Annotated in this window: 13 protein-coding genes, 3 tRNA genes and 1 pseudogene; 5 read left to right on the forward strand and 12 right to left on the reverse strand. The window is 69.7% G+C overall.

Annotated features, from left to right (window positions below; translation table 11 throughout):
* Positions 1-316: pseudogene (locus tag RN743_RS14000) on the forward strand (hypothetical protein); the annotation flags it as partial.
* 257 nt (positions 317-573) lie between these two features.
* Here RN743_RS14000 and RN743_RS14005 read toward each other — a convergent pair.
* From RN743_RS14005 to RN743_RS14050, 10 genes are all read right to left on the reverse strand, one after another.
* Positions 574-661 (reverse strand) — tRNA-Ser (locus RN743_RS14005).
* A 34-nt stretch (positions 662-695) separates the two neighbouring features.
* Positions 696-781, reverse strand: a tRNA-Ser gene (locus tag RN743_RS14010).
* A gap of 34 nt (positions 782-815) precedes the next feature.
* Positions 816-888 (reverse strand) — tRNA-Gln (locus RN743_RS14015).
* A 104-nt stretch (positions 889-992) separates the two neighbouring features.
* Positions 993-1,244, reverse strand: a complete 252-nt coding sequence (locus RN743_RS14020) for a hypothetical protein (RefSeq protein WP_310780744.1) — start codon at positions 1,242-1,244, stop codon at positions 993-995.
* Between the two features lie 131 nt (positions 1,245-1,375).
* Positions 1,376-2,383, reverse strand: a complete 1,008-nt coding sequence (locus RN743_RS14025) for a GntR family transcriptional regulator (RefSeq protein WP_310780746.1) — start codon at positions 2,381-2,383, stop codon at positions 1,376-1,378.
* 80 nt (positions 2,384-2,463) lie between these two features.
* Entirely contained in the window at positions 2,464-4,239 is a 1,776-nt protein-coding gene (gene polX, locus RN743_RS14030) for a DNA polymerase/3'-5' exonuclease PolX (RefSeq protein ID WP_310780747.1), read from the reverse strand.
* Entirely contained in the window at positions 4,239-6,362 is a 2,124-nt protein-coding gene (ligA, locus tag RN743_RS14035; protein WP_310780748.1) for an NAD-dependent DNA ligase LigA, read from the reverse strand. Before ligA ends, polX begins: the two co-directional genes overlap by 1 nt.
* Positions 6,362-7,045 carry a hypothetical protein gene (locus tag RN743_RS14040; protein WP_310780750.1) on the reverse strand — a complete coding sequence of 228 codons (684 nt, stop codon included), beginning with the start codon at positions 7,043-7,045 and terminating at the stop codon, positions 6,362-6,364. The genes ligA and RN743_RS14040 overlap by 1 nt, the downstream gene beginning before the upstream one ends.
* Complete coding sequence (locus RN743_RS14045) at positions 7,023-10,238, reverse strand: hypothetical protein (RefSeq protein WP_310780751.1); 3,216 nt, start codon at positions 10,236-10,238, stop codon at positions 7,023-7,025. The genes RN743_RS14040 and RN743_RS14045 overlap by 23 nt, the downstream gene beginning before the upstream one ends.
* 3 nt (positions 10,239-10,241) lie before the next feature.
* Positions 10,242-13,067, reverse strand: a complete 2,826-nt coding sequence (locus RN743_RS14050; RefSeq protein ID WP_310780752.1) for a prolyl oligopeptidase family serine peptidase — start codon at positions 13,065-13,067, stop codon at positions 10,242-10,244.
* Between the two features lie 245 nt (positions 13,068-13,312).
* Between RN743_RS14050 and RN743_RS14055 the strand changes: the two genes are divergently transcribed.
* The 4 genes from RN743_RS14055 (at position 13,313) to RN743_RS14070 (ending at position 14,749) form a co-directional block, all read left to right on the forward strand.
* Positions 13,313-13,567: a type II toxin-antitoxin system Phd/YefM family antitoxin gene (locus RN743_RS14055; RefSeq protein WP_310780754.1), complete on the forward strand. Its 255-nt coding sequence runs from the start codon at positions 13,313-13,315 to the stop codon at positions 13,565-13,567.
* Complete coding sequence (locus RN743_RS14060) at positions 13,567-13,995, forward strand: type II toxin-antitoxin system VapC family toxin (RefSeq protein ID WP_310780755.1); 429 nt, start codon at positions 13,567-13,569, stop codon at positions 13,993-13,995. The genes RN743_RS14055 and RN743_RS14060 overlap by 1 nt, the downstream gene beginning before the upstream one ends.
* 110 nt (positions 13,996-14,105) lie before the next feature.
* Positions 14,106-14,366, forward strand: coding sequence for a type II toxin-antitoxin system VapB family antitoxin (locus RN743_RS14065; protein ID WP_310780757.1), 261 nt, complete (start codon positions 14,106-14,108; stop codon positions 14,364-14,366).
* Positions 14,363-14,749, forward strand: a complete 387-nt coding sequence (locus RN743_RS14070) for a type II toxin-antitoxin system VapC family toxin (RefSeq protein ID WP_310780758.1) — start codon at positions 14,363-14,365, stop codon at positions 14,747-14,749. The genes RN743_RS14065 and RN743_RS14070 overlap by 4 nt, the downstream gene beginning before the upstream one ends.
* On the opposite strand, the gene RN743_RS14075 is transcribed toward RN743_RS14070, so the two are convergent.
* Entirely contained in the window at positions 14,727-15,425 is a 699-nt protein-coding gene (locus RN743_RS14075; RefSeq protein ID WP_310780760.1) for a uracil-DNA glycosylase, read from the reverse strand. The two genes, RN743_RS14070 and RN743_RS14075, sit on opposite strands and share 23 nt — an antisense overlap.
* The gene (locus RN743_RS14080; RefSeq protein ID WP_310780762.1) at positions 15,422-16,123 is read right to left on the reverse strand and encodes an HAD hydrolase-like protein; all 702 of its coding nucleotides are present in this window, start codon (positions 16,121-16,123) and stop codon (positions 15,422-15,424) included. Before RN743_RS14080 ends, RN743_RS14075 begins: the two co-directional genes overlap by 4 nt.
* Positions 16,124-16,139: the final 16 nt, after the last annotated feature.

Raw genomic sequence — 16,139 nt, forward strand, 5'->3', positions numbered from 1 at the left:
CGGACGAGAACTAGCTAGCGTGCTGCCCTATCCCGGCTATTACGAGCCGAGACTCAAGCTTGCGGTGAAGATCGGCGGCGAAGCCCGTCTCGGATACGTCCAGGTGAGGCACTGGAAACGTTTCGCCAACGAAGCGGGGCTCCCCGTCTCGGAGGTGCTCGCGTTGTGCGACACCGTCGCCGTCGGCGTAGCCGACCGGTTGCATGGAATCGTCTTGGCCGCTCGCACGGAAGGCCTCGACGATGCGATCCTGGATCGCCTGGAGGAGAAGATTGGTGCGCGTGCGACGGCTTGCCTAACGATCTTGCGCGCGTGAGTCGTGGACAAGGCTAAACGGACGGGGTGGGATTGGCTTCCCGCCGCTCCGCGGCGCTCCCCGAGCTCGCGCCCTGCGGGCGCTCGGTTCGAACCCGCGCCGGGCGGGCATGTTCTTACTGCCTCGTGGGAACTGCTAAACGGACGGGGTGGGATTGGGTCGCCGCTGCGCGGCTCCCCGAGCTCGCGCCCTGCGGGCGCTCGGTTCGAACCCGCGCCGGGCGGGCATGTTCTTACTGCCTCGTGGGAACTGCTAAACGGACGGGGTGGGATTCGAACCCACGAGGCAGGGTTGCTGCCCACACGCTCTCCAGGCGTGCGCCTTAGTCCGCTCGGCCACCCGTCCGGAAGCCTCCGGGGGGAGGCCGGAAGCAGATAGGCGGAGGGGGTGGGATTCGAACCCACGAGACTCTTTCGAGTCAACGCCTTAGCAGGGCGCCGCCTTAAGCCACTCGGCCACCCCTCCGCAGGGTGCTGCTGTCAGGTTGCTGCTGTGCTGATTGGCCCGCCAGGACTCGAACCTGGAATCTTCTGGTCCAGAGCCAGACGTGTTGCCAATTCCACCACGGGCCAACGTCCCCAACATCCTGCGAGTTGGGCCGTCGATAATACTTGAGCCGGCGCGGCGCTTCAAGCGACCGATCCTCGAGCCGCGGCGGGTCCGCGGCAAAGGTGGGTCAGTCTTCGGAAACGGACGCTTCCCGGAGCTTGCGGAGGCGTTCCGCTTCGTCCGCCGCCGCCGCGATCGTTGGGAAGCCTTCTCCGGAACGGGGGGCGTCGCGGTCTCCCAACGGTACGGCGTACCAGCGGTCGGCCCGATCGTCGGGCCGATCCATGTAGTGGCCGCGTTCGAGTCGGAATCCATCGAGTTTGGCTCGGAAGCGGAGCGCTCTTACAACCACGCTGCGGTCGAATTTGGCTGGAGACACAATCACAACTCGGCGTCAGAGTCCATATCAGAGTCCATAGATGTATGGAACTGCTTACTCATAGTCCCGGCAACTCCCTGGCGGGGCGACGGCAGAACCTCGTTCAATCTAGGGGTGAAGGCGCGCATGGGCTACGGTTGCCCCGGGCGTGGCGGTTCGTACGAGGCGGAGCCGCCGCGGTCGCCCGCGCGCCGGTCCGTCCTGGACAGGTAGACGCGGAGCCGTTCGACCTCTTCCAGCGGGAGGAGCGTGATCGGCACCGCGGGAGCACTTCCGTGGGCATAGCGAGCCATCGGGACGAGCCGGTCGTGAAAGATGATCGTTGCCGCCGTCACGGCCCGGCGCACGGCCGGCGCGTCGCGGTCGGGGTCGAGGGCCTTGAAGCCGATTCCGAGCGCGAAGTCCCGGGCGGCGAGTTCCGCCGCGAACACGCGCACGGTCTCGCTCCGGGAGAGCAGCACGACGAATCCGCGGCGTATTCGGCGTCGGACGAGGTCACGTTCGCGGGTGCCCCCGGCGAGTGAAACGGGAACGCACTCGACGGTGCCGGACCGGCGCATGCGTGACTGCAGCTCGCGCCGCAGGATCACCGGCGAGTTTTCCGGTATCCCGCGCGCGGAGTCGACTGCCTGAACGATGAAGCCGCAGGCATGCTGGAGTTCCGCGGCGAGCACGGCCCGCAAGCCGGGTCGAGGTTCGCACAGCGTCACGAGGGGCGGCTTCGGGTTCCGGGCGCCATCCGGGCTACGGGCTCCGTCCACGATGCGCTCCAGCTCGTTGAGCAGCCGCCAGCGCGAGAGTCCCCCGGCGTGCGCGCGGCGCAGCAGGTCCAGCGCCGCGGTCCTCGGCGCCATCTCCACGGCCGGGGGCGGAGGGAGGGCGCGCGGGCGAATCGACACGCGCGGACGCTGTCCCTTCCCGACTTCGATGAGGTTTCTCCGGCGCAGCCGCGCGAACGCGGCGCCGACCGTCCCCCGGTTTATGCCGAGGCGCCGCGCCATGTCCCTGGCCGACGGAAGCCGGGCCCCGGGCCGGACGTGTCCATCGCGAATCCCGGCTTCCAGATCCGCCGCGAGTTGCCGGCGGAGCGGAATGTGGTGTTCCCGCGAGAAGGGTGAGAGTCCGCATCCACGCGTCATGTGTCCGAGTCTCCCTGCCGTGAGGTCCCACCTGTGGCTGCTTGTCGACGGGAGTATGGGGACGGGCTCTCAACGGGGAATCAACTCGCCCGTTTTCTCCCAAGGGCCGCCAGGAAATCGTCCACGCCACGCGTGTTGAGGACGTGTTCGGGGGTGAGCCATGCGCGGCGCGCCTGCTCGATGCCGTAGTGCGCCAGATCGAGGTCGTCCGGCCGGTGCGCGTCCGTCGCGACCACGACCGGCACGCCGAGTTCGCGGGCGCGCCAGAGGTGGCTGTCCTTCAGGTCCAGACGGTGGGGGTGGGAGTTGACTTCGACGGCGACGCCGAACTCGGCGCAGGCGTGCAGGATATCGTCGATGTCCACATCGATCGGACCGCGCCGGTTGATGAGCCGTCCCGTCGGATGCCCGAAGATCATCGAGCGGGGGTGCGCGAGCGCCTTCAGCACGCGCGCCGTCTGCCGCGCCCGGTCCAGCCCGAGGAAGGAATGGACCGAGATGATCACGACGTCGAGCCGCTCGAGCATCTCGTCCTCGAGGTCCAGCGATCCGTCGCGGAGGATGTCGACCTCCAGCCCGCGCAGGATCCGGATCTCGGGGTGGGCGGCCTGCACCTCCGCGATCTCGTCCCACTGGCGTCGAAGCTTGGCGGCATCGAGACCCTCGACCATCGCCAGCGCCTTCGAGTGGTCGGTGATCGCCATGTACTCGTAGCCGCGCGCCGCGCACGCCCGGACCATCTCCTCGAGTGAAGCGCGGCCATCGGACCACGTGCTGTGCATGTGGACGTCGCCGCGCAGGTCGGACGTCTCGACCAGGCGGGGCAGTTCCCCGGCATCGGAAGCTTGGAACTCTCCCCGGTCGCGACGCAGTTCCGGCGGCAGCCAGGAGAGATCGAGCGCCCGGTAGACCTCCTCTTCCGTCGCTCCCGCGACCATCTCTCCCTCGGAGGCGATGCCCCGCTCGCCAAGCGCATCGCCGAGGGACTCCTCGGGGATCGTGAACACGCCGTACTCGGACACGCGCAGCTTCCGTTCGAGCGCGCGGCGGCGCAGGCGGATGTTGTGTTCCTTCGACCCCGTGAAGTAGATGAGCGCGGCTCCCCAGCTCTCGGGCGGCACGACCCGCAGGTCGACCTGCAATCCGCTGCGGAGACGCACCGATGTCTTCGTCCCGCCGGCGCCGATCACGCTCTCCACGCCGGAGAACCCGACCAGGGCGTCGGAGGCGGCGCGCGCGTCGTCGGCGAGGACGAGGATGTCGATGTCGCCGACGGTTTCCTTCCGGCGCCGATAGCTCCCCGCGACTTCCAGGCGGGTGATGCCGGGCGTCGCCCGCAGGTGTTCGATCAGGGGCGGCAGGAGCTTGTCGACTTCCCCGAGGCGGAAGCGGGTCGTGCTCGTGCGATAGTTGCGAATGCCGCGGAGGATGCGGTCCTGCGTCTTGACGCCGAAACCGGGGAGTTCGGCCACGCGCCCCTCGCTCGCGACCTCCTCCAGGTCGTCGATCGATTCGACGCCCAGCTCGTCCCACAGCTTGCGCGCCTTCTTGGGACCGACCCCCGGCAGCCGCATCAACTCGACGAGTCCCGGGGGGATCTCGGCCGCCATTTCGTCGAGCATCGCGAGGCGCCCGCTCTCCACGAGTTCGCGGATGTTGTCCGCCATCCCCTTCCCGATCGACGGCAGCGCGGTGAGGTCGGCGCTTTGCTCGACGAGTTTGCGCAGGGGCGAGGCGTGCGCGTTGATCGTGCGCACCGCGTTGCGGTAGGCGCGGACGCGGAACGGGTTCGCCTGCTGGATCTCGAGCAGGTCGGCCACCTCGTTCAGGACGCGGACGATCTCGATGTTCTCCATCAGGGCGCGGTCTGGTCTGACGCGGTCGGGTCGGACGCTGGCTCGTCGGGCGCGGAGAGCGCGCCGGGTCCGCCGCTCAGGAGTGCGAGGAGGCCCGCTTCGTCCAGGATCTCCACGCCGAGGGTCTGCGCCCGCTCGAGCTTGCGGCCCGGGTTCTCGCCCGCGACGACGTAGCTCGTCTGCTTGCTCACGGATGACGTGACCTTCGCGCCCAGCGCCTCGAGCTTCTTCCCGGCCTCGGAGCGGCTCATGGAGTCGAGCCCCCCGGTGAGGACGATCCGGAGCCCGGCCAGGGTGTCGCCCGCGCGCGGCGGGGGCACGGGCTCGACGCGGGCGCGTAGTTCGTCCACAACCTTCGACACCTCGGGGCGGGCCAGGAAGGCGGTGATCTCCTCCGCCATCCGGGGCCCGATCCCGTCCACTTCCTGCAGCGCCTCCCCTTCCGCCGCGGCCTGTCCTTCTGCCGCGGCCTCCCCTTCTGCCGCCGCCTCCCCTTCCACTGCCGCCTCCCGGAACGCCTCGAAGGACAGAAAGTGCGAGGCGAGTTCCCGCGCCACGGTCACCCCGACTTCGGGGATGCCGAGGCCGTAGATGAAGCGGGCGAGTTCGGTCTTGCACGCGGCGTGGATCGCCCCGACGAGGTTCGTGGCGGACTTCTCGGCGAAGCCTTCCAGCTCCATCAGCGTCGCCGCATCCAGGTCGAACAGCTCCGGAACGCGGCCGATCACCCCCTTGCGGACGAGGAGGTTCGCGGTTTCCTCTCCCAACCCTTCGATGTCGAGGGCATGCCGCGACCCGAGGTGTTGAATCCGCCCGGCGAGCTGCGCGGGACAGGCGAACAGGTTGGGGCAGAAGGTGTACGGGCCGCGCGGCTCCAGGACGGCTTCGCACGAGGGACACTGGGTGGGCATGGCCCACGGCTCGGCGCGCTCGCGGCCCGGCTCCTCGATCCGCTCCAGCACCTGCGGAATCACATCTCCCGCCCGCTGCACCCGCACCCGGTCGCCCTCGCGAATGTCCTTGCGGGCGACCTCTTCGCGGTTGTGCAGGTTCGCCCGGCTCACGGTCACGCCGCCGAGTTCCACCGGGCGCATGAAGGCGATGGGCGTCACCACGCCGGTCCGCCCCACGCTGGGGAAGATATGAAGGAGGCGGGTGATCTCCTTCCGCGGGGGGAACTTGAAGGCGAAGGCCCAGCGGGGGTGGTGCGAGGTCTCGCCGACCTCGTCGCGCGCGGCGATGTCGTCGAGCTTGATGACGATGCCGTCGATCTCGTACTCGAGGTCGTCGCGGCACTCCTCGATCTCCGCCTGGAACGCGAGGATCTCTCCGACATCGGCCGCGGGCCGGCAGCGCTCGTTCACCGGCAGCCCCCACTCGCGCAGCGCTTCCAGCGTGGCCCGCTGCGTGGGGGGCGGGCGTCCGTCGACCGCGAGGATGTCGTAGACGTAGATGTCGAGCGGGCGCGCGGCGGTGATGCGCGGGTCGAGCTGCCGCAGCGATCCGGCCGCCGCGTTGCGCGGGTTCGCGAACGGAGCGCGGTCGCCTTCGAGGAGCCGGGCGTTCAGCGCCTCGAATTCGCCCACTCTCATGATGACCTCGGCCCGCAGCGACAGGAGCCGCGGCACCTCGCGATCCGCGGCCCGCAGGCGGAGCGGCACCGAGTGGATCGTGCGGATGTTCTCCGTCACGCCTTCGCCGCGCATGCCATCGCCCCGGGTCACGGCGCGCGACAGCCGGCCGGATTCGTAGACGAGTTCGATCGAGGCGCCGTCCAACTTCGGCTCGACGACGTATCCGATGTCGTCCCCGAGCGCCTTGCGCATCCGCTCGTCGAACCGCTCGAGCGGCTCCACATCGGCGGATGAATCGAGGCTGAGCATCGGCGCAGTGTGCTCGATGGTCTCGAAGGCGTCGAGGGGCTCCGCGCCCACGCGCTGGGTGGGCGAATCGGGCGTGACGAGTTCCGGGTGGGACGCCTCCAGCACCTTCAGTTCGCGGAACAGTTCGTCGAAGTGCTCGTCCGAGATCTCGGGCTGGTTGCGGACGTAGTAGAGATAGGCGTGGTGCCGCAGCTCCCTGCGCAGTTCCCGGGCCCGCCGCTCGGGCCCGCCGGGACTCATCAGAAGGTGACCCCCAGCAGGGCTCCGGCAATCAGGTGGCTGTCCTCGGCGGTCGTGAACGCGACGTACGGCCGGGCGTGAATGCTGCCGATCTCGACCGTGACGCCGCCGCGGATGACGGCGCTGACTTCCCTGTCCCCCTCCACGATGTCGTCGTAGAGCCGGTCGACCGAGTAGTTCTCGATGCTCACGGTCGCCGAAGGGATGATCGCGAGGCCGGAGCCCGGCGCGCCGAAGCGTTGCCCGACCGCCACGCCGACCCCGTAAACGGTCTCGCTCTTGTACGGGAGCTCGTCGAAGTTCCTCGACAGGACGCCTCCGACCCCCACGGTGGCGAGGGGACAGACCGACAGCACGGGCAGCGGGAGCTTGAGGGCGACGCTCGCGCGCGCGTCCTCGAACTCGAATTCCTGATCGAACTCGTCCGCGCCGGAGAACTTCACGTAATGACCTGTCGCGGCGACGAGACCCAGGTCGAACCCGGCCGCGCCCCCAAGGCCCGTGACGTCTTCGGATGACTCGCGCCACACGGCGCCCGAGCCGCTGAGGAACCCGTTGCCGCTGAATCCGAGGCACGCCTGCGCCTCGAGCGCGCCCGGCGCCGCGATTCCAGCCAGCGCCAGCCACGCCAGCTGACGCGGCGTGGCGGCCTTCGGGTTCCTATCGATCGGTTTCCTGTCCATCCCCTTCTCCGTCCCGGTTGGGCGGGGCGCCGACGCCCGCCAGATTCTGCAGCGCTTCGAGCGCATCCGCCGCGGCAGTCATCCGCGCGGACGCGGCCTCGACTGTCGCGCGAATCACCTCGAGCCGCCGCCGGTGGTCGTCGGAGGGGCCCGTCAGCGATCCAGTCGTGGAGGGACCGCCGTCGAACTTGCCTCTCAGGCCGGTCCACCAGTTGCGGATGTCGCCGTTGATCGAACGCCACTCGTCGGCGACCTCCTCGATCTCGCCCACAAGCTCCCGGGCGCGTTCGAGGTCCCCGACGGCCGCATCCTCCGTGCCTTCCAGCGCCTCGAGCGACTCGGAAGCCCGGCGCTCGATATCGTAGGCTTCGCTGCCCTGCCTGTAGGCCACCCCCTGGAGCTCGAAAAGAGCCATCGTGAACTCGTAACGCGCCAGGCGCTCCTCCGCGGACACCGGCAGTTCGGGATCGGGACGCACCTCCAGCGACTGCTCGCGCGTCTCGCCTCCCGCGGTCAGGCGTACCGTGAACGTCCCCGCCAGGACCAGCGGACCCTCGGGGCCCGCATCGAGGCTGGGCACCTCATACCGGGTGGTGTCGTGCGGCAGCGGATCGTGCCGCAGATCCCACGCGACCCGGTTGAGGCCGGCCGCCCCCGGGCCCTCGAGCCTCCGGACGTCACGGCCGGCGGCGTCCAGCACATCGATCGATACGCCGCCCGGCACCTCCGCGGCGAGCCGGTAGTCGACGTTCGCGCCGAACGCGGGGTTTTCGGCCCGGAACGTTCCCTGGCCCATCGACGGCACGTCGTTCCGGTACAGGAAGAGCGTGGCCGGACGCGGGGCGAACAGCTGCACGGCGCCGTCGCCGGTCGCGGCGGTGGCCGACCGCTGCGACAGCGGCGTGATGTCGTCGAGAATCCAGATGGCGCGGCCGTGCGTGCCGAGGACGACGTCGTTCTCGCGCGGGTGGATCTCGACGTCGTCGACCGGAACGGCGGGGAGGCCCGAGCCGAGCGCGGCCCACATCGCCCCCCGGTCCAGTGAGGCGAAGGCGCCGTTCTCCGCGCCGACGATCAGCAGGTCCGGATTCTCCGGGTGCTCGCGGATCACGTTCACGCTCGCCATGCCGCCGCCCGTCGCCCGGCCCGTGGCCGTCACGGCCGCTGCCCCGTTCAGCCCGTCCGCAAGCGACCGCCAGGTTTCGCCGAAGTCTTCCGTCGCGACCGCGAGGGGCCCGTAGTCGTCGTCCCAGTGCCCGTCCAGGCTCACGTATGCGCGCCCCGCCTCCGCGTGCGAGGCCTCGACCCAGCTCACGTAGTACGGGAACGGCAGCCCCGCCGCCGCGGTCACCCGGTCGGTCAGATCCTCCCAGTTCTCCCCGTCGTCCCGGCTCACGCGCACCGATCCGTCATCCGCTCCGATCCACAGCACCCCCGCCTCGACCGGCGACTCCGCCACGGCCGTGATCTCCCCGTACCCGGAGGCGCCATCGTGCTTCGAGAGCGTCGTCGAGTCCGGACGCACGCCCATCAGCTCGAGGCTGTCCTGGTGAATCTGCCGCGTGAGATCCTCCGTCGCGCGCCAGCTCTCCCCGCGGTTGTCCGAGATGAAGAGCCGGTTGCCGCCCAGGTAGACCCGGTTCGCGTCGTGCGGGGACACCAGGATCGGCGACTTCCAGTCGAAGCGATACTCGACCGTCGTGTCCGGCGGGAAGGGTTTGAGCGCCTTCCGGTCTCCGGTGGCGAGGTTCACGCGCACGATCCCGGCGTTCTGCGACGTCACGTAGACGGTGCCGAGATCGGACCAGTCCGTCTCCGTGTACATCCCGTCGCCGTAGTCGAGCACCTGCCAGTCGCGATTCATGATCCCCTGGTAGCGGCGCGTCCGGCTGGGGCCCCGGTACGAGTTGTTGTCCTGCAGTCCTCCATAGACGTGGTACGGGTCCGCCAGATCCAGGTCGATGTCGTAGAACTGGGCGATGGGGATGTTCCCGATGAACGTCCAGTGGTCGCCGTCGTCCCACGTGGAATAGAGTCCGCCGTCGTTCCCGAGGATCATGTGGCGCGAGTCCTCGGGGTCGATCCACAGGTCGTGGTGGTCCACATGAACGCCGGTGTTGTATTCGATCTCCATGGGGAGGGCCTCGAAGGTGTCGCCGCCGTCCTCCGAGCGGTGCAGGCTGCCCGCCACCAGCCAGACCCGATCCTCATCGTTCGGGTCGATCCGGAGCTGGCTGTAGTACATCGGACGCTGGTTCAGTTCGTTGACGCGCATCCAGCTCTCGCCGCGGTCACGGGAGATGAAGATGCCGCCCTCCGCCGCCTCCACGACGGCCATGACCAGTGCCGGATCCCGCCCGGAGACGGCGAGCCCGATCCTTCCCTTGTCCCCCTCCGGCAGGCCCTCGGTCACCTCCCGCCAGGAATCTCCGCCGTCCGTCGACTTGTAGATGCCGCTTCCCGGCCCGCCGCCCGCGAACCCCCACGCGCGCCGCCGCCGCTGGTACGCGGCCGCGTAGATGACGGATGGATCCGCGGGGTTGAGGGCGAGGTCCACGAACCCCGTGTCGTCGTCGATGTGGAGGACCTTCGTCCACGTCTCGCCGCGGTCGGTCGTCCGGTACACGCCGCGCTCGGCGTTGGGGCCGAACAGGTGCCCCAGCGCCGCCACCCACACGATGTCCGGATCGGTGGGATGGACGGCGATGCGCCCGATGTGCCGGGTCTCCGCCAGCCCCGTGAGCCGCCACGTCTTGCCGCCGTCGGAGGAGTGGTAGACGCCTTCTCCCCACGGCGTGCTGTTGCGGTTGTTCGGTTCCCCGGTCCCGACCCACACCTCCAGCGGGTCCGACGGGGCGAGCGCGATGTCCCCGACCGAGAGGTTCGCCGCGTCGTCGAAGATCGGCTCCCACGTCGTCCCGTGGTTGACGCTCTTCCACACACCGCCGGAGGCCGCCCCGACGTAGATGTGCGACTGCGTGCCGGGCACGACTTCGAGATCGGCGATGCGGCCGCCGGAGATTGCCGGTCCGATCAGGCGCCAGGTGAATCCTGCCGCGATTCTCTCGGGGGACTGGGCCTCCACGCGAGGGGACGCGGCCGCGAGGACCGCGTGCAGCGCCGCCGCCGTCAGCAGCGCGCGGATGGAGACCCGGTGCAGGACAGCCGGAGTACGGTCGGGACCCGGAATCATGGTTCAGCTCACTTTCTTCTTCCTGAGGCCGTCTTTCTGTTCCAGCCAGGGGACGCCGGTGGTGATCCACTCCGGGGCCGGTTCCCCCTTCAGGTAGTGGGCGAACCACTGGAGGATGCGGCTCTGGTAGTCGCGCTGGTTCGGTTCCCTCGCGAGCCCGTGGTTCTCCCCTTCGTAGACGAGCATCACCACGTCCTTCCCCGCGCGCCGGGCCGCGTTGTAGAACTCGACGCCCTGGTTGAACTCCACGGCGCCGTCGTCCGTCCCGAACTCGATGAGGAGGGGCGTGTTGAGATTCTGAATGTGATGGAGCGGGGAGTTGTTGAAGTAGGAGTCCCAGTCCTCCCACCACGGCACCTGCATGCGGCCCTGGCTGATCTCGAAGATCCGGGCGTCGGTTCCCCCGGAGTTCCAGTAGAAAGAGAGGTACATGCTCATGAGGTTCGTGAGCGGCGCGCCCGCCACCGCGGCCGCGAAGAGATCGTCCTGGGTGACGAAGAACGTCGTCTGGTATCCGCCCCACGAATGGCCGATGAGTCCGACGCGGTCGGCGTCGATCATCCCGGTCTCGACCGCCGCCGCCACCGCCGGGCGCAGCGTCTCCACGTTCGACTGTCCCGGGCGCCGGTCGCGATAGACGACGTCCGGCCGGAAGACGAAGTACCCTTCGTGGCTCCAGATCTGGAGGTTGTAGTAGCTCGTGGGGTCCGGAACGACGTACTGGTGGAGATTCTGCGAGAGCAGTTCGTAGTGGTTCACGATCATGGGATACGTTCGACCCGGATCGTAGTCGGCCGGATAGATGAGCGCGCCCTGGAGGGGGCGTCCCCATTCGTTCTCATAGTCGATGAGTTGCGTGCGGCCCCAGGCGTAGTCCTCCTGGAAGGGGTTCGTGCGCGTGACCTGCCGGGCTTCGCCGAGGTCCGGTCCGGCGACGAAGTAGTCGGGCGAGTCGTCGAACCGTTCGCGGCGGAAGGCGTACACGTCGGCGTCCTCCGCCTTGAGGAGGCCGCCCTGGAAGCGGGCGTCGGCCCAGACCAGCGGCTCGGGCGTCTCGCCGCGGCGGGCGCGGGAGAAGCCGGCCTTCTTGGTCCACTCGCCGTAGGTCGAGTAGTAGAGCGGTTCATCCGGGGCGAAGGCGTCGGCCTCCCGGTCGACCCGCACCACGCGGTGCCGGATCGAGTCTTCCGCCCCGTTCGTGAGCCGCCTCCCGCCCGACCCGTCCGGGTTCACCTCCCACACGTCGAAGCGGTCGTTCACGAGCAGCGCCGCGTCGTCCTCCAGCCAGCCGGCGATGCCGAAGGGAGGCATCTGCTCGCGGGTCGGCGTCCGGTCGAGGTCCACGAAGGTGCCGCCGAGTCCGGAGGTCACGTTGCGGGTCTCGCCGGTGGCGAGGTCGTGCGTCCAGTAGTCGGCGTCCTCGAACCAGACGGCGTAGCGTGCGCCGGGGCTCGAGCCCATGTCGATCGTCACCCGCTCCCGGACGAGTTCGCGGCGCCCCGTTCGCGCGTCGACGGCGTAGATGTCGTGGAACTGCTGGCGGAACATCGCGTTGACGTCGTACGGCGTCTCGTCGCGGGCCAGCACGTGGCGCCCGCCCTCCGCGATCTCGACCTGGTCCGCGTGGTCGCCCCCGAGGAGGAGGAATCCGCCGTCGGCCAGCTTCCATGCGCCGAGATCGTGTTCCTGCCGCAGCCGGTCCTCGCGCACGCGCTGCTGGGGGATCGGATCGACATCGAGGGAATGCCAGATCTCGACGCCGGGGCTCTCCTCATCGTCGCGTGCGGCCCCGTTCTCCTCTTCGGCGGCTCCGCCGTCCTCCCCTTCGCCCTCCCCTTCGCCCTCCCCTTCCGCGTCTTCGGCGGCGGTCTCGACCGGGATCCGCTCCTGCAGGCCGAGGAAGATCGTGGAGCCGTCGTCGGACCAGGAGGGGGCGCGGTGTTCGACGATCCGGGCGCCTCCGGGGAGTTCGGAGGGTTCCCGCGGGTCGAGCGCGAACGCGCGGGGGCTGTCGGAGGCCAGATCGCGCCACGCCAGAACCACGTGGGCGGTGTCCTCATGCCGTTCATCCTCGAACGTCTTGAGGACGGCGAGGTCGGGGGCATCCTCGCGCCACGACAGCTCTCGGTAGGTCGCCTCGTCGGCGTCGAGCGAGCGGATGCGACCGGACTCCGGATCGTAGAGCCGGACGCCGTTGCCGACCCGATCCTCGGCGTCGACGGTCATGGCCAGCAGGCTCCCCTCCTCCTGCCACGCGAACGCCGAGACGTTGCCGAAGCTCATCGACCCTCCCCGGGTCAGATCCCGCACGAGGACGTCGGCGCCGTCGCTCTCGCTCTCCGCGGAGCCGTAGCGGCGGAGCGCCAGGTATCTCCCGTCATCGGAGAAGGAGAACGACTGCATCGCCTCGATCTCCTCCATCTCTCCCGTCCGCAGGTTGAGGAGGCCGACGCCGTTGCGGACGGGGTCCCCCCGCTCGCGCAGCCGGTCGCGCTCGTCCGGGGAGACGCCGATGGCGTAGGCGAGCCAGCTTCCGTCCGCGCCGAACCCCGGGCGCGCGCCTTCCGCGGCGACGACGACCGAATCGGAATCGGTGCGGTGGATCCGAAGCTCCGAGGTCTCGTCCACGCGACGGACGACGACGGCGAGCCAGAGGCCGTCCGGCGAAAGCGATGCCTGGCCCAGGCGCTCCCACTGGTCGTAGTCGTCCGCCCCGAGCGTGGGCCTGTCCTGCGCGGCCGCCCTCGATGGGAGGAACGCGAGGGTGGCGGCGAGGGCCAGGGCGAGGAGGGCGTGGAGGGTGGGGATCCCTCGGGACGTGTTCGGCATGGGTGCTTTTCTCCTGACTTGCGGTGACTCCGCGGTGGCTCCTGCGCGGACGGCCGGCGCGCTGCACGGGTCCGCGTCCCCTCAAAATGCGCGGACAGCCGCCATGCTCGGCAAGGGTGTCGCTCGTGGATTGAGGAGCGATTGATGGGTCGAGCGATCAACGACGTAGCGGGAGCGGTGATCTTGACGCAGTTTTCTGGCTAGAAATATGATCTAGATAGATAGATTAGACATGGAGAAGATCGATGACCGAATGGCCGCTGCATGATGCCAAGAACCGATTCAGCGCCGTCGTTACCGCCGCCGTGGCGGGCGAGCCGCAGCGCGTGACCCGACACGGCAAACCGGCCGTCGTCGTGATCTCCGTCGGGGAATACGAGCGGCTCCGACGCCTGGAAGGGGCGACGGCCCCGACCTTCGCCGAACTTCTGCTCTCAATGCCCGGCGGTGGCGAAGACGTGGAGCGACTCGAGGTGGCCCCGCGACCTGTGGAGTTGTGATGTTCCTTCTGGACACGGACGTGCTGTCCGAGCTCCGCCGGCCGGATCGCACACCGGCCATCGCGAACTGGCTCTCCAGCCGGCGAACCGTGGACCTCCATCTGAGCGTGGTCTCCATTGGCGAGATCGAGCGGGGCATCGCCCGGCAGCGCGCCCGCGACGCGGCGTTTGCCGAGGCGCTCGCCTCCTGGCTGGACCGCGTGCTCCGGCTGTACGGGGACCGCATCCTCGGCATCGACGCTCCGACGGCGCGGCGCTGGGGCCATCTGTCGGCCTCGATCGGCCATCAGGGGGCGGATCTGCTCGCGGATCTGCTCATCGCGGCGACCGCCCTCGAACACGGTCTGACCGTGGTGACGCGCAACGTCGGCCACTACGAACCGACGGGCGTCTCCGTGCTCGACCCGACCAGGCCGCCGTCGGAATAGTGTCCGGCGCGGCGTGGTTGCGACCCCGGAAGAGGGCCTCTAGGGTAGAATCACGGTGCGGCTTTCTACCCTGCCCGTGAGTGGTGTCTACCCTGGCGGTTGAGAGGTGGATGATGAGCCTCAACATAAAGAACGAGGAGACGTGCCGGCTGGCCGACGAGCTGGCGCGGCTGACCGGAGACACGAAAACGGGAGCGATCACGATCGCATTGAAGGAACGTCTGGAACGCGAGCAACGACGGCGCGACGCGGATGCGCTCATGCGGGAGATGCGCGCCATCGGTGAGCGGTGCTCGAAGTTGATCGGTCCGGGGGTCTCCTCCACCGACCACGGCGATCTGCTGTATGACGAGCACGGCGCGCCCAAGTGATCATCGACTCATCCGCGATTCTCGCGATTCTGCTGAATGAACCCGATGGCGTTCGCTATCGGCGGGCCATCGCAGAGGCTACGTCGCGTCGCATCTCCGCCGCGACGCTCCTGGAGACGGCGATCGTGGCCGAGGGCAAGGGCGGGATCCGGGCCGGCCATGAACTCGACCGGTTCCTTGAGCGCACGCAGGTAGAGGTCGTTCCGGTCACGGCGGAGCAGGCTGCCGTCGCGCGGGATGCGTGGCGGTGCTACGGAAAGGGGAACCACCCGGCCGCGCTGAACCTGGGGGACTGCTTCGCGTACGCGCTCGCGAGGACTGCCGGCGAGCCGCTGCTGTTCAAGGGCAACGACTTCGGGCTCACGGACATTGAGGTGGCGTGACGAGTTGGGCGGCGCGGGTCCAGATGGCGTCGAACATGGGTTCGGTGAGGGTGCCGGTGAAGGTGTTCTGCTGGCTCGGGTGGTAGGAGCCGATCAGCAGGCGGCGGCCGACCTCGACCTCCACGCCGTGGCCGAAGCGGGGCGCGGGGCGCGGGACGGCTTCGTCGCGTTCGCGGAAGATCCTCAGTAGCGCGGCGAACGAGAACCCGCCCAGGGCGACGATGACGGGGGCGGCGGCGAAGAAGTCGAGTTCGCGCTCGAGGTAGCCCCGGCACCGTTCGCGCTCCCCGGCGGTGGGCTTGTTTGCGGGCGGGGCGCAGCGCACGGCGGCGGTCACCCAGGCGCCCCGGAGCACCAGCCCGTCGTGCCGGGCGGTCGAGTCGGGCTGCGAGGCGAACCCGGCGCGGTGCAGGGCGCGGTAGAGCCAGTCGCCGGACCGGTCACCGGTGAACATGCGCCCGGTGCGGTTGGCGCCGTGCGCGGCCGGGGCGAGCCCGACGATGAGGAGGCGCGCGGCCGGATCGCCGAAGCCCGGCACCGGACGGCCCCAGTACGTGTCGTCGCGGAAGGCGGCCCGGCGTTCCCGCGCCACGCGCTCGCGCCACTCGACGAGCCGCGGGCACTTCCGGCAGGCCGTGACCTCCCGCTCGATCGCGGCGAGGACCGGGTCCGTCAAGCGCCGCCCGGCCGCGGAAGGCCGTGCTTCAGCCGGTAAAGCACCGCCTCGAGCCGCTGCGACCAGCGGACCGGGGCCGGGAAGCTGGCCCGGTGCAGGGTGGGCACCTTCGCGGAGCGAACGCCGGCCAGGTTCGCCGACGCGATGTCCGTGAAGTACTGGTCCCCCACCATCAGCGCCGCCTCCGGACGGTCCGCGATATCCAGCTCCTCGAGCGCGGCTCGCACGAGCCGGCGGCTCGGCTTGCGGATCGGCCGCAGCTCCCCGGGGGTCCCGTCGCCGGTGGAGGAAGCCGCCGCCGCGCCGGGGCCGCGCCACGACGCGCGCGGTCCGCGGCGGACGCGGAATGCCGCCCCGGCCCCGGTCTCGTATCCGAGCAGCACCGGGACCGCGGGGAAGATCTCCCCCAACTCGGCGAAGCGCGCCTCCTGGCAGTTGGAGACGATCGCGTGCCGCAGCCCCGGCGCCCGGAGCAGGTCCTCGAACCCGGCCGCGAGCGCCGGATCCACGCGTCCGGCGTGGTGCGCCATCAGCGTGCCGTCGACGTCCCACAGGACGGCCTCGACGCCCAGGTCGCGCACGCGCCCGGCGCTCAGGCCGTTCACCGAGTCGAGGTGGAACGTGGGCCGGATCCGGCGCGACAGGCTCGCGAGCCGCGGGAGGAGCCGTCGCGCCGTCTGCATCCACGTCGCGCTCACGGGGCGTCCCGCGCCA

It is taken from the genome of Candidatus Palauibacter scopulicola, assembly GCF_947581915.1.
In the GTDB taxonomy this organism is placed as follows: domain Bacteria; phylum Gemmatimonadota; class Gemmatimonadetes; order Palauibacterales; family Palauibacteraceae; genus Palauibacter; species Palauibacter scopulicola.